This is a genomic window from Salmonella enterica subsp. diarizonae (assembly GCF_008692785.1).
GTDB lineage: Bacteria > Pseudomonadota > Gammaproteobacteria > Enterobacterales > Enterobacteriaceae > Salmonella > Salmonella diarizonae.
The window spans coordinates 274336-293753 of sequence record NZ_VXJV01000005.1; the positions used below are offsets into that span (position 1 = coordinate 274336).

At 46.6% G+C, this 19418-nt stretch carries 17 protein-coding genes and 1 pseudogene; 7 read left to right on the plus strand and 11 right to left on the minus strand.

Features of this window, described 5'->3' with window-relative positions; translation table 11 throughout:
- Positions 1 to 530 precede the first annotated feature (530 nt).
- Positions 531 to 617 (plus strand): annotated as a pseudogene (locus F4V72_RS24800) (hypothetical protein); the annotation flags it as partial.
- A 20-nt stretch (positions 618 to 637) separates the two neighbouring features.
- Here F4V72_RS24800 and rclR read toward each other — a convergent pair.
- The gene (rclR, locus tag F4V72_RS12515) at positions 638 to 1492 is read right to left on the minus strand and encodes a reactive chlorine-specific transcriptional regulator RclR (protein ID WP_053508485.1); all 855 of its coding nucleotides are present in this window, start codon (positions 1490 to 1492) and stop codon (positions 638 to 640) included.
- 215 nt (positions 1493 to 1707) lie between these two features.
- Between rclR and rclA the strand changes: the two genes are divergently transcribed.
- The 3 genes from rclA (at position 1708) to rclC (ending at position 3999) form a co-directional block, all read left to right on the plus strand.
- Complete coding sequence (gene rclA, locus F4V72_RS12520) at positions 1708 to 3033, plus strand: reactive chlorine resistance oxidoreductase RclA (protein WP_136058419.1); 1326 nt, start codon at positions 1708 to 1710, stop codon at positions 3031 to 3033.
- 156 nt (positions 3034 to 3189) lie between these two features.
- Positions 3190 to 3426, plus strand: a complete 237-nt coding sequence (gene rclB, locus F4V72_RS12525; protein ID WP_053529289.1) for a reactive chlorine resistance periplasmic protein RclB — start codon at positions 3190 to 3192, stop codon at positions 3424 to 3426.
- A gap of 12 nt (positions 3427 to 3438) precedes the next feature.
- Entirely contained in the window at positions 3439 to 3999 is a 561-nt protein-coding gene (rclC, locus tag F4V72_RS12530; protein ID WP_023246757.1) for a reactive chlorine resistance membrane protein RclC, read from the plus strand.
- 80 nt (positions 4000 to 4079) lie between these two features.
- Here rclC and F4V72_RS12535 read toward each other — a convergent pair whose 3' ends face one another.
- Positions 4080 to 5255 carry a DNA repair protein gene (locus F4V72_RS12535; RefSeq protein ID WP_053508482.1) on the minus strand — a complete coding sequence of 392 codons (1176 nt, stop codon included), beginning with the start codon at positions 5253 to 5255 and terminating at the stop codon, positions 4080 to 4082.
- A 325-nt stretch (positions 5256 to 5580) separates the two neighbouring features.
- Between F4V72_RS12535 and pheP the strand changes: the two genes are divergently transcribed.
- Positions 5581 to 6975, plus strand: a complete 1395-nt coding sequence (gene pheP, locus F4V72_RS12540; protein WP_136058418.1) for a phenylalanine transporter — start codon at positions 5581 to 5583, stop codon at positions 6973 to 6975.
- A 41-nt stretch (positions 6976 to 7016) separates the two neighbouring features.
- Here the strand turns inward: pheP and F4V72_RS12545 are convergent, their stop codons facing one another.
- The gene (locus F4V72_RS12545) at positions 7017 to 8264 is read right to left on the minus strand and encodes a mechanosensitive ion channel family protein (RefSeq protein WP_079836142.1); all 1248 of its coding nucleotides are present in this window, start codon (positions 8262 to 8264) and stop codon (positions 7017 to 7019) included.
- Between the two features lie 310 nt (positions 8265 to 8574).
- Between F4V72_RS12545 and F4V72_RS12550 the strand changes: the two genes are divergently transcribed.
- Positions 8575 to 10545 carry an autotransporter outer membrane beta-barrel domain-containing protein gene (locus tag F4V72_RS12550; protein WP_070801474.1) on the plus strand — a complete coding sequence of 657 codons (1971 nt, stop codon included), beginning with the start codon at positions 8575 to 8577 and terminating at the stop codon, positions 10543 to 10545.
- A 342-nt stretch (positions 10546 to 10887) separates the two neighbouring features.
- Here F4V72_RS12550 and F4V72_RS12555 read toward each other — a convergent pair whose 3' ends face one another.
- The 5 genes from F4V72_RS12555 to F4V72_RS12575 all read right to left on the minus strand — a co-directional run bounded on the left by F4V72_RS12555 (position 10888) and on the right by F4V72_RS12575 (position 16192).
- Positions 10888 to 12327: a 6-phospho-beta-glucosidase gene (locus tag F4V72_RS12555; protein ID WP_150342458.1), complete on the minus strand. Its 1440-nt coding sequence runs from the start codon at positions 12325 to 12327 to the stop codon at positions 10888 to 10890.
- A gap of 29 nt (positions 12328 to 12356) precedes the next feature.
- Positions 12357 to 14030, minus strand: a complete 1674-nt coding sequence (locus F4V72_RS12560) for a carbohydrate porin (RefSeq protein ID WP_150342459.1) — start codon at positions 14028 to 14030, stop codon at positions 12357 to 12359.
- A 60-nt stretch (positions 14031 to 14090) separates the two neighbouring features.
- Positions 14091 to 14402, minus strand: a complete 312-nt coding sequence (locus F4V72_RS12565) for a PTS lactose/cellobiose transporter subunit IIA (RefSeq protein WP_023246764.1) — start codon at positions 14400 to 14402, stop codon at positions 14091 to 14093.
- A gap of 31 nt (positions 14403 to 14433) precedes the next feature.
- Entirely contained in the window at positions 14434 to 15753 is a 1320-nt protein-coding gene (locus F4V72_RS12570; RefSeq protein WP_150342460.1) for a PTS sugar transporter subunit IIC, read from the minus strand.
- Positions 15754 to 15868: 115 nt separating this feature from the next.
- On the minus strand, positions 15869 to 16192 hold the full coding sequence (locus F4V72_RS12575) for a PTS sugar transporter subunit IIB (protein ID WP_070801472.1): 324 nt from the start codon (positions 16190 to 16192) through the stop codon (positions 15869 to 15871).
- Between the two features lie 198 nt (positions 16193 to 16390).
- On the opposite strand from F4V72_RS12575, the gene F4V72_RS12580 reads away from it, so the two are divergent.
- Positions 16391 to 17089: a GntR family transcriptional regulator gene (locus tag F4V72_RS12580; RefSeq protein ID WP_053508470.1), complete on the plus strand. Its 699-nt coding sequence runs from the start codon at positions 16391 to 16393 to the stop codon at positions 17087 to 17089.
- 430 nt (positions 17090 to 17519) lie between these two features.
- Here F4V72_RS12580 and nfsB read toward each other — a convergent pair whose 3' ends face one another.
- The 3 genes from nfsB to F4V72_RS12595 form a co-directional block, all read right to left on the minus strand.
- Positions 17520 to 18173 carry an oxygen-insensitive NAD(P)H nitroreductase gene (gene nfsB / locus F4V72_RS12585; protein ID WP_136058416.1) on the minus strand — a complete coding sequence of 218 codons (654 nt, stop codon included), beginning with the start codon at positions 18171 to 18173 and terminating at the stop codon, positions 17520 to 17522.
- A gap of 107 nt (positions 18174 to 18280) precedes the next feature.
- Positions 18281 to 18649 carry an MmcQ/YjbR family DNA-binding protein gene (locus tag F4V72_RS12590; RefSeq protein ID WP_023246769.1) on the minus strand — a complete coding sequence of 123 codons (369 nt, stop codon included), beginning with the start codon at positions 18647 to 18649 and terminating at the stop codon, positions 18281 to 18283.
- On the minus strand, positions 18649 to 19230 hold the full coding sequence (locus F4V72_RS12595; protein ID WP_023246770.1) for a TetR/AcrR family transcriptional regulator: 582 nt from the start codon (positions 19228 to 19230) through the stop codon (positions 18649 to 18651). The genes F4V72_RS12590 and F4V72_RS12595 overlap by 1 nt, the downstream gene beginning before the upstream one ends.
- Between the last annotated feature and the right edge of the window lie 188 nt (positions 19231 to 19418).

Consider the following 19418-nt stretch of genomic DNA (forward strand, 5'->3'; position numbering starts at 1 on the left):
TTCGAATCCTGCAGGGCGCGTCATTTAACCTCTTCAAAATTAGGTTAATCTGTATGCTTCTGCGGCGGCGATGTTGCGCCATCCGCAGTACGTGACGTTAAATATACAAATAACTAGTTGCGTCTAATCTGTTTATGGTGCTCCTCTGCCTGAATCTCATGGGCGAAAGAATGGGCATTATTCATCGATTGATGGACGACCATTGCTTTTTCATAGTCGTCCATTTCAGAAAAGGGGGCGCATTTTGTCGCTGCGCCACGGTTGCCGGGGCGCTGGTTTTCTGTATCTGAGCCATTTGCTGATGTGCGAAGGCGTCACCGTTATTCATCATTTCATGCGCCGTGGTGGATAACTGACGGGATTCCATTTTCTCAGCGGCGTTTACGCCAGCCGAGATAAAAAAACGACAGCTAAAAGGGATGTAAACTTATTCATCTTATTTCTCCGGTGTGGGTTAATAAGAGAAATAATAAAACAGTCGTTGGGTCTGGCGCGTGACGGAATAATGACGATAATGTCAGATTACTCTACTGGTTAACGATCTTAAAAAAGCCATCGCTGAACAGGTACAGCTAAAACCCGGTACCAGCGTGGCGTTTTCCGGGCAGCTCAAACTGCAGGCGGGTTCGGCGTACGTTTATCGTCCGAGCGTGTTGGCCCGTTTGCGGTACTCGCCTGGCGTACAACTGAATTCGCGGACAAAAGCTTTGTGAAAAGAAGATTCGCTCGCATAACCTACCGACTCGGCAATCACCATCACCGGCAGCGCTTCACGTGACAGGGTTTGGGCGGCAATTTGTAGGCGCAGCGTCGTTAACACGGCTAAAGGCGTCGTAGCGGACACGTCGCGAAATAGCTGGGCGAAGCTCGCCCGCGACATGTGTACCCGTTGCGCCAGCGTTTCGACCGTCCAGGGATGTGCCGGTGTTTCCAGCATGTGAATAATCACGCGGCCCAGTCGGGGATGCAGTAATAAATTGAGCACGTTTTTCGCCGTGCCAGCCTGCGACAACCAGTCGCGAACAGCGAGGGTAAACAGAGTGGCGCACTGCTGACTGCATAAGACGTCAGCGCCGGGTAAATGGCGTTCTGACTCCTGCTGTAACAGCAAAATGGCGGCGTTAAACCAGATACTGGCGGGGCTATGCGGCGGCGGGGCAAGACATAACACTTCCGGCAACGCGGTAAGAAAATAACGTGACGTCGTGTGCAGGCGTAGACTACCGCACACGATATGTGTCGGTGCTTCGCCAGACTGGCGCAAACGGTGGGCGGAGTTTTGCGGCAGAATCACCACCCTTCCCGGCGTAAGCGTCATGGCGTCGCCGGTAGGCATTTCCAGTTGCGCTTCGCCCTGCGTAACGGTATGCCAACGAATCACCGATAGCTCGCCAGCGGCGTGCGGCAACTGCCAGTCGCCGCCTAACGGGCAATTCTTGTCGATTGAGCCTTGAGGGTCGTTAAGCATCAATAGCCGACTAAGCGCGTCCATATAGACTCCAGAACAGATTGTTGTTAAAAAATAGGGATAACTATTTCTGTCTATCGTCACTATATTTCGGACTTAATATCATTTCTACCCTTGTTTTCGCCAAACGCTAATTTAGACGATAAGACAAAAAATGGCGCGTTGCGAATAACTCTGTTTTTTCTGACGTTACTTATACTAGGCCTGACAAACAGAGGGTGATTTGGCGGAGAAAGAAGATGACACAGTATCAGGCGCTCATTATTGGTTTTGGCAAGGCAGGAAAAACGTTGGCGGCAACTCTGGCGAAGACGGGATGGCGCGTGGCGATTATCGAACAGTCCGCCAGTATGTTCGGCGGAACCTGTATCAACATTGGCTGTATTCCAACGAAAACGCTGGTGCATGACGCGGAACGTGAGGGCGATTTTTCTGTCGCCATGCAACGTAAAGTGGCGGTCGTAAATTTTTTACGCGACAAAAATTTTCATAATCTTGCCGACCTGGACAATGTCGATGTGATTGAGGGAAGGGCGGAGTTTATTGATAACCATACCTTACGAGTATTTCAGGCGGACGGCGAGCGGGTGTTACGGGGAGAAAAGATCTTCATTAATACTGGCGCAGAGTCGGCGATCCCGGCAATTACGGGCTTAACAACTACGGCGGGGGTGTTCGATAGCACCGGGCTACTCAGCCTGAGCCAGCGCCCGGCGCGCCTGGGGATTTTAGGCGGCGGTTATATTGGCCTTGAATTTGCCTCAATGTTCGCCAACTTCGGTACGAAGGTCACTATCTTCGAAGCAGCACCGCAATTCCTGCCTCGTGAAGATTGGGATATCGCGCAGGCAATTGCCCGCATTTTGCAGGAAAAGGGTGTCGAGCTGATTTTAAACGCCAGCGTACAGGCCGTATCCTCACAGGAGGGCGCGGTACAATTAGAAACGCCGGAAGGCGCGCATCTTGTGGATGCCCTGCTGGTGGCGTCGGGGCGAAAACCGGCGACGACTGGCTTACAGTTGCAGAATGCCGGAGTGGCGGTGAACGAACGCGGTGGGATCATCGTGGATGATTATCTGCGTACCACGGCGGAAAATATCTGGGCGATGGGCGACGTTACCGGTGGGTTGCAGTTTACCTATATTTCACTGGATGATTTTCGTATTGTACGAGACGGTTTATTGGGGGATGGCAAACGCAGTACCCGCGATCGCCAGAACGTGCCGTATTCCGTCTTTATGACGCCGCCGCTCTCTCGTGTCGGGCTAACGGAAGAACAAGCACGGGCGAGCGGCGCAACGGTGCAGGTGGCGACATTACCGGTGGCGGCGATCCCTCGCGCCCGTGTTATGGACGATACCCGTGGCGTACTAAAAGCGGTAGTGGACGTGAATACGCAGCGTATCTTAGGCGTATCATTGTTATGCGTCGATTCTCATGAAATGATTAATATCGTTAAAACCGTTATGGATGCGGATTTACCTTATACGGTGTTACGCGATCAGATATTTACCCATCCTACAATGAGCGAGTCCTTAAACGATCTCTTTTCTCTCATTAAGTAAAACATAAATAGCATAGCCCTGTTAATCAGGGCTTTTTTTTGCCTGTTAGGCCATAAAAATACGCCAGGACAAATATGCTGGCGTCTGAAAGAAAAGGCTTTAGTAAGGAGTAACGTATTATAACACCATTGAAATAACCCACGACTGGAAATCACGATGTTAAAAGTTACAACGTTTATTACCTCATTATTGGCTGCGCCGCTGGCATTTTCCGCCTCCGCCCAGCCGCTAGCTGACGTTGAATATATCAGCGTTTCTGCGGTTTCAGCGACGCCGTCGATGCTTGAAGACGCTATTGCCAGACTGGCGCAAAGTAAACAGGCGTCGTCATGGAAAATTACGTCAATGCGTATTGATAATACAGGTTATGCCACTGCGATTTTATATAAATAAGGAGGGCCTGGTATGGATAAATATCTTCGTCTGTTAAGTCGGGGGGATCGGCTTGGATTAACCTTAATTCGCCTGAGTATCGCCATCGTTTTTATCTGGATTGGATTACTGAAATTTGTGCCCTATGAGGCAGACAGTATTACCCCGTTTGTGGCGAACAGTCCGTTTATGTCATTTTTCTATGAACATCCGGAGGAATATCGTCAGCATCTGACTCATGAGGGCGAATTAAAACCGGAGGAACGCGCCTGGCAAACAGCCAATAATACGTATGCGTTTTCGGATGGTCTGGGCGTGGTGGAATTAATTATCGCGGCGCTGGTACTGGCTAACCCTTTCAGCCGCTGGTTAGGGCTGGCGGGCGGCGTACTGGCATTCCTGACGCCATTTGTCACGCTATCGTTTTTAATCACCACGCCGGAGGCCTGGGTTATGCCGCTGGGCGATGCGCATTATGGTTTCCCGTATTTATCGGGCGCCGGACGGCTGGTATTAAAAGATACATTAATGCTGGCAGGCGCGGTGATGATCATGGCGGATTCCGCCCGTTCGCTACTTTTACAGCGACAGTAGCGACCCTCTTACCCTTTTATGCCACGATTCGTCGGATGGTTGAGCAAGCGTCATCCGACAATCTGTTTATGGCTGATGGACTACCCTGTCAGAAGTTCCTGTTCCACCTGTTGAACCTGCGCCTCCAGCGTATTGCGAATTTCGGTTAGCGCTCGTTCCTGCTCGGAGAAATAGGCCTCCTTATCCGTAACGGAAGAGGCGAGCCGCCAGGCGTTTTCCGCTTCCAGTTGCGTAATCTCTTTCAACAGCGCGTCGATTTGCGTGCGGAGCTGGCGTATTTTATGGCGCAGATGTTCCAGGTTATTTAGCCTGTCGCTTGCCATCATCGGTTCCAGACCGCTTTGCAACTGCGTCAATAACGCGCGAATTGCCGCCAGATCGGCATTCTGCCGCGCCTGATTAAGCTGTACCATCATCTGGTGCGCTTTTTCTTTCAATTCATCGGCGACCACATCCGGGTGGCACAAGCGGCTGGCCTGGCGCCACAGACGTTTTAATTCACTGCGTTCGTCAGCCGACAAACGTTGATCGCGGGCGTAGCGAAATTGCGCTTCCTGCTGCTGCTTCCGGTACTGGTGATAGTCCTGTTCCGCGTCCTCCTGCGCCTGGCGGGATGTGCTGTCGTCCTGATGGGAAAAATCCGCTTCCAGCTCGCGAATTTCCTCCAGCAACGCGGTGATTAACTCCGTCTGCTGCTGGATTCGCTGACGGATGCCCACCGCTTCCCGCGAGGCGGCATTCAATCCTGTCCACTGCTGTTTTAGCGTTGCCAGTTGATCCACGGCCTGGGAAATAAATTGCAGGCAGGATTGATAATCCTTTTCCCGGCGTTTTATTTCAGCTTCTTGCTTACGCTGCATACTTACAGCGAGCTGTTTACGCAACTCCAGAATACGGCTCATCAACGGCCCGAGACGCAGATGATAGAGGTCGTTGAAATCGTCGAGGATTTGTACCCGCGCATTTCGTTTGTCAATCAGATCGCGAAGTTGGGCTTCAAGCGCTTTCAGCTCCAGTTTACTGGCGGCGATAGAGGGATCTTGCCACGTCGAGAGCGCCCGTTGGGCCTGTAGCCAGGCGGAGATCTCTTGCATGGCGTCACTGAAACGACGGGCTTCAATCGCCTGGGCAATCGCGCTGATTACAGCATCCTGCGGCTCATTTTTCAGGTAGATGAGCTGCTGACGGATAATCTCTTCGTCCTCAAGTTCGATGGCGCTTTTGATGATCTCTAAACGTTTAATGATCTTATTCATGACGTTGATGCCTGGCGTGGCTCAAAAACGGATAACAGATACCAGGTCTGATTCACCTTTTTGAAAATACTGAAAAAATACTAAATGTATTCTGTAGGGTGTCGTACTTTTCGTCCAGAGTTATTCACACATTTTATACTCGTCGTCTTTCACCCGTAACTCTCTATATCGGCGCGCATTCTTTTCTTTTTACTCCCCGCGATATCTTTTTTTACACGATAACGTTAACGTCCGGGGCTGAACCGTGACAAACGATTGCGCCTTGCGGCAGCGAGAACGAAATGTTAAAAGGTGCCCCTCAATAAAAACGATACAGGGGTAGGACGTGAAAAACGCGTCAACTGCATCCGGCGCCAGCGTGTCGGATGCCGCGTCGAAGAATGAACCGACGCTTCAGCGGGGGTTGCAAAACCGTCATATTCAGCTAATCGCGTTGGGCGGCGCCATTGGCACCGGACTGTTTCTGGGTATCGGCCCGGCGATTCAAATGGCGGGGCCGGCTGTTTTGTTGGGCTACGGCGTTGCCGGGATTATCGCTTTTCTCATTATGCGCCAGTTGGGTGAAATGGTCGTGGAAGAGCCGGTTTCCGGATCGTTTGCTCACTTCGCCTGGAAATATTGGGGGCCGTTTGCGGGCTTTTTGTCGGGCTGGAACTATTGGGTTATGTTTGTGCTGGTTGGGATGGCGGAGCTGACCGCGGCGGGCATCTATATGCAGTACTGGCTGCCTGACGTACCAACGTGGATATGGGCGGCGGCGTTTTTTATTATCATTAATGCCGTGAATCTGGTGAACGTTCGTCTGTATGGCGAAACGGAATTCTGGTTCGCGCTGATTAAAGTGCTGGCGATTATCGGCATGATAGGTTTTGGTCTGTGGCTGCTGTTTTCCGGCCACGGCGGCGAACATGCCAGCATTGATAACCTCTGGCGTTATAACGGTTTCTTCGCTACCGGTTGGCATGGTTTGCTTCTGTCGCTGGCGGTGATTATGTTTTCTTTTGGCGGACTGGAGCTGATCGGCATTACTGCGGCGGAAGCGCGCGATCCGCAAAAAAGCATCCCGAAAGCGGTTAATCAGGTGGTATACCGTATTTTGCTGTTCTACATCGGTTCGCTGGTGGTTCTGCTGGCGCTCTATCCGTGGGTAGAGGTGAAATCCAATAGCAGTCCTTTTGTAATGATCTTCCATAATCTTGACAGCAATGTGGTGGCTTTGGCGCTGAATTTCGTTATTCTGGTCGCGTCGCTTTCGGTGTATAACAGCGGCGTTTATTCGAATAGCCGAATGCTGTTCGGCCTGTCCGTACAAGGCAATGCGCCGAAATTTTTAACCCGCGTCAGCCATCGCGGTGTGCCGGTGAACTCGCTGATGCTTTCCGGGGCAATTACCTCTCTGGTGGTGTTGATCAACTATCTGCTGCCGCAAAAAGCGTTTAGCTTGTTGATGGCGCTGGTTGTCGCGACACTGTTGCTAAACTGGATAATGATTTGTCTCGCGCATTTACGTTTTCGCGCGGCGATGCGCCGTAAAGGGCGCGAGACGCAATTTAAGGCGTTGCTCTATCCCGCCGGGAACTATTTGTGCATTGCGTTTCTGGCGCTGATTCTGGTGTTAATGTGTACGATGGACGATATGCGATTGTCGGCGATTTTGCTGCCAGTATGGATTGTTTTCCTGTTTATCGCGTTTAACGTTTTGCGCCGTAAGGCCCATTAACTTTTTTGCCCGATCCCATGCTCATGCGATCGGGCAATCCATTAATGCCTCAACGTCCCTGACAGCGCACGAATATCGCTGCCGGTCGGCGTCTGATGAATACGTAAGCCGAACTCTTCCACCACGGCAAAAATATGGTCGAAAATATCGGCCTGAATGCTCTCATATTCCAGCCACACGACGGTATTGGTAAAGGCATAGATCTCTATCGGCAAACCATGATCATCAGGCGCCAGTTGGCGCACCATCAGCGTCATATCTTTACGGATGCGCGGATGGTAGCGTAAATATTCGTTCAGATAGGCGCGAAATGTCCCGATATTGGTCATTCGGCGGTGATTTAAGGCTGATTCTGGCGCATCCAGTTGTTTATTCCATTCATCGATTTCCTGATGACGGCTGGTAAGGTACGGCTTTAACAGTTGCGCGGTTAACAGTCGCTGTTTTTCATCGTCATCCAGAAAATGGATGCTGGTCGCGTCAATATTAATGCTGCGTTTAATCCGGCGTCCGCCGGACGCAGACATGCCGCTCCAGTTTTTAAACGAATCGGAAACCAGCGACCAGGTGGGAATGGTGGTGATGGTATTATCCCAGTTGCGCACTTTTACCGTAGTTAAACCAATATCAATGACCGCGCCATCTGCACCATATTTCGGCATCTCCAGCCAGTCGCCCAGTTTGAGCATATCGTTGGCGGAAAGCTGTATACCGGCAACCAGTCCAAGAATCGGGTCTTTAAAGACCAGCATTAATACCGCAGCCATCGCGCCCAGACCGCTGATTAAAATCGCCGGTGACTGGCCAATCAGCAGTGAGATCATCAAAATGCCAACGATAATCGCGCCGATGAGCTTAATGCCCTGGAATATTCCTTTTAGCGGCAGTTGAGAAGCGGCGGGCCATTTTTGCGACAGATTGAAAATCACGTCCAGCAGGGAAAACAATGACAGCAGAGCGTAGGTCATAATCCATAACTGCGCGCAGGTCGTCAGGATATCCGCAGCCTCACTGCCTTTTTGCAGCCAGAGCGCGGCCTGAATATTGACAATGATGCCTTGTAGCGTAAAAGCCAGACGATGGAATAATTTATTCTGGGTGATAATTTGCAGCCACAGGCGGGAACTGGCGCTGACGCGTTTTTCAAAAGCGCGCAGTACTATCCAGTGCAAAATAATATGCACGACAACAGCCGTCAGAAAAATAATACCAAATATCACCACCAGCGACGTGGTGTGATTCATTTCAATACCCGCTAAATCTTCTACCTGGGATATCAATTCCTGCATAATCTCTCCTTTATAAACAGCAGCCTATGATGACTGCTGAATGGCATTTATGCAAATCAGGATGCCTGCGCTTCAGGCATAAACAGCGGGAGACGGATAAAAATGCTTTTGGATTTATCCATACGCTATATTTTATTCAGCGCCCCACAAACGTCATTATTTTACGCCGGCCCCCCTTTTTTAACAGGCGCCAGTCCGTAAACAATGGATGAAAACATTTTAACCAGAATGCTTAAAACGATTGCAATGTCTCTGTCGGATGATGATTAGCATCGTCGTACCTACCAACAATAACATTAAGGAACATGGGATGACTCAAAAGCGTACCCTGGTAAAACACCACATACTCTTGCTGGCGCTGGCCACGCCATTATCCGCCTGGGCGTTTGACTCTCTTACGGTATTTGGCGATAGCCTTAGCGATACCGGGAATAACGGTCGCTGGACCTGGGATGGTGGTCAAAATAAGCTCTACGACGAACAGTTGGCCGAGCGATATGGGCTGGCATTAAGCCCCTCCAACAAAGGCGGTTCTAATTATGCCGCCGGCGGCGCGACGGCGACGCCGGAATTAAACCCCCAGGATAATACGGCGGATCAGGTACGGCAGTGGCTTGCCAAAACGGGCGGAAAAGCCGATCACAACGGCTTGTATATTCACTGGGTCGGTGGAAACGATCTGGCGGCGGCCATCACGCAGCCAGCTATGGCGTGGCAAATAGCCGGTAATAGCGCCACTAACGCGGCGGCGCAGGTAGGGCTGCTAGTGGATGCAGGTGCCGGGCTGGTCGTGGTACCAAACGTACCGGACATTAGTGTGACGCCAATACTCCTGGAGGCGGTAATCACCGCCGGGCTGGGCGCCGCTGCGCCCCCGGCGCTAAAGGCGGCGTTAGATGCGCTGGCGATGGGGGAGACGCCTGATTCCGCCAGTCGGCAGCAGGCGATCCGCAAGGCGTTGCTGGCGGCGGCTGTAACGGTAAGCAGTGACCCGTCTATTCAGCAACGGATCGTTGAGCAACTGCTGGCGGGCTATAAAACGGCGGCAGGCCAGGCGTCAGATCTGACCGATTATTATAATCAGATGGAAGAAAAGGGGCTGGAGCAACACGGTGGTAATATTGTCCGTGCCAATATTAACGGTCTTTTTAAGGAAGTTCTCGCCAATCCACAGGCGTTTGGTCTGACAAATACCGTGGGTATGGCCTGCCCGCCGGGCGTATCCGCCTCGGCGTGCTCTTCGGCAATGCCGGGATTTAATGCGTCGCAGGACTATCTGTTTGCCGATCATTTACATCCCGGTCCGCAGGTCCATACCATTATTGCGCAATATATCCAGTCGATTATTGCCGCGCCGGTACAGGTGACATATCTGAACCAAAGCGTTCAGTCGATGGTGCGCGGCAGTCGTGACACGCTTGACAGCCGTTATCAGCAGCTTCGCCAGGGGGAAAACCCTGTCGGTTCGTTGGGCATGTTCGGCGGATACAGCGGCGGATATCAGCGTTATGATAATAACGAGGCCGATGGCCACGGTAATCATAATAATCTGACGGTTGGCGTCGATTATCAGCTTAACGAGCAGGTACTGCTGGGAGGGCTGATAGCCGGTTCTCTGGATAAGCAACGTCCTGACGATAATTATCGTTATGACGCCCGCGGCTTGCAGGCCGCCGTGTTCAGCCATTTACGCGCCGGGCAGGCGTGGCTGGATGGCGATTTACACTACCTGTCCGCTAACTTCAGCAACGTTCAGCGCAGTATAACGCTTGGTGCGCTAAGACGCGTGGAAGAGGGCGAAACCAACGGCCGGCTGTGGGGCGCCAGGTTAACCAGTGGTTACGATTTTGTTCTGATGTCGTGGTTAACGACTGGACCAATGTTGCAATATGCGTGGGATTATAGCCACGTTAATGGTTATAGCGAGAAACTCAATACCAGCACATCAATGCATTTTGGCGACCAAAACGCCCATTCGCAGGTGGGTAGCGCTGGTTGGCGTCTGGATATCCGCGATAGCGTCATTCATTCCTGGGCGCAGATTAATTATCGCCGCCAGTTTGGCGATGATGCGTATGTGGCAAACGGCGGCCTTAAATCGACCGCGCTGACGTTTAGCCGCGCCGGGAAAACGCAGGATAAAAATTGGATCGATATGGCGGTTGGCGCAGATTTTCCGCTGTCGACAACGATGTCAGCCTTTGCCGGGTTGGCGCAAACGGCAGGGCTAAGCGATGGCAATCAAACCCGCTATAACATCGGGTTTAGCGCACGATTCTGATGACACGCCAGGGAGGGCTGCCCGGTTCATTCGTGTAACGTTAGACACTGAAAAAAATAAGTTTTTTCACAGAAGTGGGCGAAGCCAGTGACGCCAGTTAAATTTATAATCAGTAGTTTGAATTTTAAATATTATAGGTTTCTACATGATGGTATAAGTATCTAAAGTTACAAGTTGATAAGAAGTTTACCAAATCGATTAACATTAGGATTTAGAGTTGAATCATTTTTATTGGTAGTTAGTATCTCAATACTGATTGGCATGTTTATCATTATCTAACGTCAAATAAAGGGGCTCCGGTGGAGTCCCTTTTGAATTTAAATTAAAAAATCAAAGTAAAAATTAAATATTATTACCATTCTGAGAAATCAATTCTTTATACCAGTAAAAAGAATTTTTACGACGCCGTTCGAGAGTACCATTCCCATCATTATCTTTGTCAACATAAATCATCCCATAACGTTTTTTCATTTCTCCAGTACCAGCAGATATTAAGTCTATACATCCCCATGGGGTATATCCTATTAAATCAACACCATCTTCAACAACGGCTTTTTTCATCTCACGAACATGCGCAGCGAGATAATCGATGCGATATTTATCGTCTATTGTTCCATCATGTTGAACAAAATCAACGGCTCCGAAACCATTCTCCACAATAAACATTGGTAACTGGAAACGATCCCAGAACCAATTGAGGGAATAACGTATGCCACAAGCATCTACTTGCCACCCCCAGTCTGAAGTTTGAATATATGGATTTTTAACCAAATGATGCGGTTCAACATAGTTGAAATCAGGGTTATCTTCCGTAGATTTAGTTACAAATGACATATAGTAACTAAATCCGATATAATCCACACAGCCATATTGGAGAATATTAAGATCATTTTCGGTAATATCAAGATGAAACCTCTGTTTATCGAAATAGTTGAGCATGTATTGTGGGTAATAGCCACGTACATGCACATCAGTGAACCAATAACGGCGATGCATCGCACTTACAGACATCATCATATCTTCAGGAGTGCAAGTAAGAGGATAGATGGGGCACATAGCAATCATGCAACCAATTTTAAAATCTGGATTGATTTCATGCCCGACACTAACGGCAATGGCACTGGCGACCAGTTCGTAATGTACAGCCTGATACATAATTCTTTCTCGGTCATGTTCCCCTTCATCATCAGAATACAGAATTCCAGAATTAGTAAACGGGCAGAGACTTTCACAGAAATTTACCTGGTTATTTATTTCATTAAAAGTCATCCAGTATTTTACTTTCGACTGATAACGGTTAAAAACTACTTTCGCAAAGCGTGTGAAAAATTCAATCATTTTGCGATTACGCCAACCACCATATTCAGTCACCAGATGATATGGCATTTCAAAATGAGACAATGTGATTACAGGTTCGATATTGTATTTGAAACATTCATCAAATACCGCATCGTAAAATTGTAACCCCTCTTCATTAGGTTCAATCTCATCCCCATTAGGAAAAATTCTGGTCCAGGCTATTGATGTGCGAAAACATTTAAAACCCATTTCCGCGAAAAGTTTAATGTCATCTTTATAGCGATGATAAAAATCAATTGCTTCATGATTGGGATAATTACGACCCTCTATTATTCCTGGGGTGATTTCACGCGAAACACCATAAGCTCCAGCCGTCATAACATCTGCAATACTAATCCCTTTTCCCCCTTCGTTCCAGCCTCCTTCCAGTTGATGTGCAGCAACAGCTCCCCCCCATAGAAAATCACTTTTAAATCCTGACATAACCTTGCTCCTTAATGAGAAATTTTAAATTACCACCAAACTTCAGCCTGAACACCAGCCATAAATTCGTCTTTGCTATTATCGTTAAAATTGAAATTAGATAATTCATTATCCAGAATGTTAATGTATGTTCCATAGAAACGGATTTCCGGTCTTGAACCTAAAATACTGGTGCCAACTTTAAAAGCATGATAGAGCGTAGTTTTATAGGCTGACTCATCCAGACTAATACCTTGCTGAGTTTTATTTTTTTGTTTAAACCAGCCTAATTCTATCCCCGTCTGGTTCCAGGTATTCCAGATCCATGCTGGACGAATAACGGTACGTATGCTATCAAAATCGCTATGTGCGCCACTCTCATAGCTATAAATATCTTCCCCGTGAGAATAAACAAGGGCATTTGCAATAATGATATTATTACCAAGATACATTTCCCCCTGTGAAATTAAACGCCAGGCAATACCATTTGTATGATCACCATAATAATAACGACCATGAGACATAGTATTGCTTGCATCAGAGAAACTAGAAAAACTGCTGGCAAATGAATTATTAGCAATTTGTAATGTGAATTCGTTAAAGGCATCCCGGTCAAGATTTTGATGAATAATTGAAGTTAACATCCAACTATCTTTCATTTCAAAATAACTATCATTATTTTCATTGTCTTTTTGCTGATCGGTTTTATTCGGGGAAGAATATTTAGCCATTAATGATAATGTGCCATCTTTCCATAAAGGAATATTTCGATAACGTAAGTCAATAGAGTTTGTGTTCATTTGAGTAGTATGCTCAAAATTACGAGAATATACATCAACATCATCACGACTTAACGAAACATCAAGCATCCCCGGCCCTAAGAGCCAATTTTCAATACCAACCCCCGCAGCCACATCTGCTGTGAGAGTTTTCCAGTCAAGCATCTGAATTTCATATTGTGGTAATTTATGTTTACCAACCCAAAAATCAGCATCAGGAGCAAATGGTAAAAATCCTCGAGTGGTCAGAAAAATATCGCTGAACTGCATGATATTTTCATTATCACTATCGCCAAACCATGCATCATTGTATTGTTCACCAACGTTACCATCATACGTGACAACAGCAGTAGCTGTTTTACCGTCCTGGTTATAAACACGCTGGTTTAGCGTTAAATCGAACCATCCGCTTGTTTCGTTACCAAAGCGTCCTAGTGATCCGGCGGCATAGGTTTCCGGGGAACCATGATTACCCGTCGCCCAGCCAGAACGGAAGTAGCCCTGATAACTAAAGCCAATATCATCTTTTACATATTTACTGATATCTTTTAGAGTAACGCTTTCAATAGTTGTATTTTTGCCATTGCTGTCTATTACTGCTACTTGTTGTGTGCCTTTGACTGGAACATGGGAACCAGATTGGTTGATTTCACCGTTTTCATTGTTAATGTTTTCAGAAACAGGTGATGTGGCCGTAATATCTGGAATGGCAGTATTACGATAGCTATTTTCAGCAACACTTTTCTGTAAGGTCGCAATTTTATTTTTATATGTGCTAAGTTCATATTTTGTTTTCTGCAATTCTTTTTTATTTGCAGATAATTCAGATTCCAGAAGTTCGAGCCGTTGCTCAACCGTTAATTTACTGGCAAGAACATCAGCAGGATATAACGCCATGCCAATAAATATGCACAACAGGCTGAGTTTTACATTTTTTGCTTTCATTTAAATACTCTTGACAGGTAGAAGTAAGTTCCTCCAGCTTTAACTGGAGGAAAAAATTTATTAACTGGTTAAATCCCTTCTGAGGGAAATAATTTCTTTTGCCAAATCCTGGCACAATATGGCAGTCATTAAATGATCCTGAGCATGGATAAGAATCAAATTGACACTAATTTTCCCGCATCCTTCATCCTGACCGATTAAAGCAGTCTGAATTTTGTGAGCATTCAGACATGCTTCTTCCGAGCTTTTCATTAGTCTGGTAACAGAATCCCAGTCTTTCAATCGTGCATATTTGATAGCTTCCATTGCATCAGAGCGTGCTTGACCAGCATGAATTAATAATTCCATGACAGTTTCTTCATCAGCAAACATACAACACTCCTGAATATTAATTAAAAATCTGTTAATCAGTCATCGCGGTATTGACTTTATTTGACGCAATGACAAACGGTAAATAAATTAACGTAGCAACTCCCAGACACAGGAATCCGACAAGCAAAGCTAACCAGTTCCCCCCCGTTCCGAGAAATGCAATCAATGGTCCGGGTGTTGTCCAGGGAACAGCATAAGCAACTGGAGGAATGATCTTCATTGAGACAAAGAAATAACCAATTGTACAGTTAACGATTGGCACAAGAATAAATGGAACCATCATAATCGGGTTCAGAACAATAGGTAATCCAAACATGACAGGCTCATTGATATTAAAAATACCAGGGATAAATGACATCTTTGCCAAATCCCTATACTCAGCACGACGAGAAGCTATCAGAATGGCTATTAGTAGTCCTAATGTCATACCTGAACCGCCGCAATTTGCAAACGCATCATTAATTGACGTCCAGGTTATTGGATAAGGAGCCCCCCATGTTGATCCGTGTTGTGCAGCCCATGAGAGATTTTCAAGATTAGCTTCGGAGAATACCGTTTCACGAATTGCAGATGTCGTGTTAGGACCATGTATCCCAAGTACCCACAAAAAATTGCCGACCGCGCCAAGAATAATCACTGCAAATATGTTTGTTCCCATATGTTTTAGTGGTGCCTGAATTAATGTATAAATAAGATCATTAAGCCCATTAGGTGAAATTAATGATAATAAATAATTCAGTGCAGAGAAGAACACCATCACAAAAAAGATAGGCAATAACACCTTGAATGAGCGAGCAACAGCGGGTGGAACAGCCGCTGGCATAGTTATCGCAATTTTGGGATTTCTTGCCATTCGACAAAAAATTTCACTTGTTAATAATGCCACAATTACTGCGACAAAAAGCCCCTGTGCGCCTAAATATTTTGTTGTCAAAAATGCCTGATTATCAATCAGTTGATATGGCGTGTAGACAATAAAAAATGCACCTATAGCGGTCAGTCCGCACAAGAGATCGTCTTGTTCGTAACTGATAGCCATGTTGCGGGCTACAAGAAACACAATCATTATAGACATTATGTTTACAGAACCATTCATTACAGGTGTAAATATGGCCTGTGCTTTTTCCAGATGAGGGAAAACACTACCAAGATGTAATAGTCCTGCTATAAATCCGTCAGGCGACAATATTGCAAAGTTGATTAAGATAATTAATGAACTCGCCATAATAATAGGGAATGTATAAACAAATCCATCCCTGACAGCTGCTACATGCTTCTGTGAATTCAGTTTTATTGCTATTGGAACAAGAAAGCGCTCCATCCCACGTTCAAAGGAATTCATTAATCCCATTGTAATCACCTGCAATTATGAAAAACTTATTTTTTGAATATGAGGATTCGTTCCTGATTATGATCAGAACTAACTTTCCAGTTTTTTTCAGGAACAAATCTATTAATGGATAATGTTATTGGTTGTATTGTTGTTCAAGAAGCTTAAAGGCAAATTCAAGAACTGATTTACCATTCATCGCCCCATAATCTTTCATGTCAATCACTGCTACAGGGATTCTTCCCTGAGCAATGCCTTCAATTTCAGATTTCTGGAAGCGGACTTGTGGGCCTAACAAAACAATATCCGCTTCATTGTTTTTAATCTTGTTTTTAGCCTCTGCAATTGCCAGTGCATTGATATTGACCTCAGCATTTATAGTTGCAGCGTACTCACACATGCGTTTAACCAGCATACTGGTAGACATACCAGCCGCACAAACCAATAATATATTTTTCATATGCATCCCTCTTTAGTATATTAAATCTCAATCAGCGCATTTTATGTTATTTATTCCTTGGTTTATTTTTTGTTACATTGGTCACAATAGATTTTAATAAATAGGTGCATTTTGAGGTGGAAAAGTGAACCATTGGTGAGAATTGGTTTTTTTTGATGCATAACTTATTGTTTTTAATGATTTTAAAGAGGTGCAAAAGTGGTATTTCAGGACATTGCAAGAAAGCTAAAAGATAATATTAATGGATACACATATAATGTAGGGGATCTGCTACCAACCGAAATCCAGCTTTCTCAGACTTATAACGTATCACGTAACACATTACGAAAGGCATTAGATATTTTAGAAAAAGAAGGTATGATCGAACGTAAGCATGGGGCTGGAACTTATGTGAGAAGAAAGAGCTTCATTGCACATGTAGAGCATATGAATTGTCTGAGTGAAATAGCTAAAAATAGTGGTAAAGAAATTGTTAGCCAGATTATGAGATTTGAAGTGCAGGGAGCTACACATCTTATTTCAAGGGAACTGAATATAACAGAAAATGAACCAGTGTATTATATAAAACGATTGCGTATTATTGATAATAAACTCGCGCAGTTAGAAGAAACCTGGCTATCTGTAGGGCGTTTCCCGGAACTAACAGTCTCACATATGAAAAAATCTAAATTCTCATATATTGAAAATGAATGTAATGTTAAAATTATTGGTACTTTTGAAACATTTTCTCCAATATTTCCAACACCTGAAATTGCAAGTGTTCTTCATATAAGTACTAAAGATCCTATTTTAAAAATTCAGACGCAAGCAATTGATGAGAAACATCAACCAATTGATTATTCAATTCTGTATTCTAATATATTAGAGTTTCAGGTTAAATATTTCTTACCGCGATGAGTGTATATTGTATATATATCCGCGATAATCGTGATTATTCGCCATGAAAATTTCCCTCACTGACAACAAAAAGCGGACTTGAGCGCCTGCATGGTTCCAGTTGTGATGGGCGAGCCAGGATTCGTATTAAAGCTATCTTTCTGGCTGGCGTTCGGCAATGCTGGCGCCGCCAGCAAGCGGCCCTTACGATGCGCAAATATTAATACTCAGCCTTTCACATATAGCAGCGGGTAGTCAGTGGATGGTTACGGGCCGACACTGCGTTGCTGTAAAATAAACGGCGTACCAGGTTTAAATGTTATTCTTTTTCAGTGTATTACAGGAATAAGTTAACACTAGTGATGTAAAACCTGGCACTTCGCGCCATTTATCATTGGGGAACCTGGCAGAAAGTGAAAAAGCCGGACGGGCGTCCGGCTTAGGCAGAGGTTCAGACTTCCGTCAGTGTGGTTTCAAGCGGCAGACGTGATTTCGGCAGCCCGGCATTGAAATCCTCGACGCTATGATGGCCGACCGGCACCACCACCAGACTGGTATAGCCTTTTTCTTTCAGACCAAATTCGGCGTCGAGCACGTCAGCGTCGAAACCTTCAATGGGGACGGCGTCGAGACCCATCGCGGCGACGCCCAGCAGAAAGTTGCCGACGTTCAGATAAACCTGTTTCGCCATCCATTGATGGTCATCTCTTAGCGAGACGCGGTGCATATCGGCGAAAAAGCGGCGACCTTTATCATTTGCCGCTTTAACTTCCGGCGTAGCGAAACGGCCATCGGCTTCCTCCTGATCGACGACGCGCTCAAGCCATGCGTCATCCATTGCGGTTTTTGCGCAAAACACGACGACATGGGATGCGTCCAACATTTTACGTTCGTTAAACACATAATTGGCGGCAGCGGATTTTGCGACGCGCGCTTTGCCTTCTTCCGTACTGGCAACAATAAAGTGCCACGGCTGGGAGTTGGTGCTGGAGGGGCTGTACTGTAGCAGTGTTTTTACTTTATCCGCTTCTTCGGCGGTCAGTTTTTTGCTGGGATCGAACGCCTTGGTGGAGTAGCGTTTTAAGGCGACAGAAACGATGTCCATAAATGCTCCTGGTTGGTTTAGTACCCTTTTGTATCAGCAGGGTACCGGGTTATCGGCAAAAAGATAAGGGTGGAAAATGCGAAACAATTATTGCGACGAGTATTGCATCAGCGCGGCCGCAGGCGCTGTTGCTCTCGTTTGGGTAACCCATCTACCACCAGATCCCATGAGTCATTTATCAAATCGTTGAGTAGCGAGACGGTGATATCCTCGCCTGCATAGACTGAAATCCAGTGTTTCTTATTCATGTGATAGCCAGGCACAATACTGGGGTAAATTTGCTGATTCAACAGAGATTTTTGCGGGTCCGACTTTAGGTTCACCAGCGGACGGCAGTGATGTTCAGTGAAAAGCATGAATATTTTGCCGCCGACTTTAAACACATCGTACTGTGGGCCGAAAGGCCAGCAGTGTTCGGTAAAAGGCAGTTCCAGCGCAAAGCGTTTTGCACAGGCGTGCAGTGTGTGACCGTCCATTATTGCTCCTCGCGAGTCAGCGCGCGCCACATGGCTTCGAATCCCAGCGCAATAAATTCGCCAGCGCGAGCGGGATCGCGCGCGGCGAAATCCATTGTCGTTTCGGCCAGTGCCAGAAAAAGGCCGTCGCCGAAGGCGCGGTACTCATCTGACATAAACACCATCAAAACGGAGCGATGACATAAATCGCGCAGTTCGGGGAACATATCGTCGGCCCGTTGTTCCGTCTCTTTGGTGATCTTTTCGCTGACGGCCAGTTGACGGATCGCCCGGTGCCGTGCGGGATAGTTCAGGCCCCAGTTGATATAACTGTTCCAGATAAAACGGGTCATCGTTTTGGCATCGGTAATGGATCGATCCAGCTCCATGATCATTGACCGGCAGAGATCCTGCTTTAAATGCAAATACAACGTGTTAATCAGCTCATCTTTGGTCGCGAAATAGCGAAACAATGTTCCTTCTGCAACGCCTGCGTTACGCGCAATCACCGCCGTTGAGGCGGCGATGCCGGATTGCGCTATTGCCTGGGTTGCCGCTTCCAGTAATGCCTGTTTTTTATCTTCACTCTTCGGACGAGCCACTACACGTTACCCTTATGTCTGTAAAAACACGATTGAATCATGCCCGTTCTCACGTCGCAACGGTGAATGTCAACCTTTGAAAAGTACCTTGACGGCGTATCTTTGCTTTCTATAATGAGTGCTTACTCACTCATAATCAAGGGCTATCCGCGTGAAGTGGTGGAAAAGCGTATTGCAGGCCATGCCAT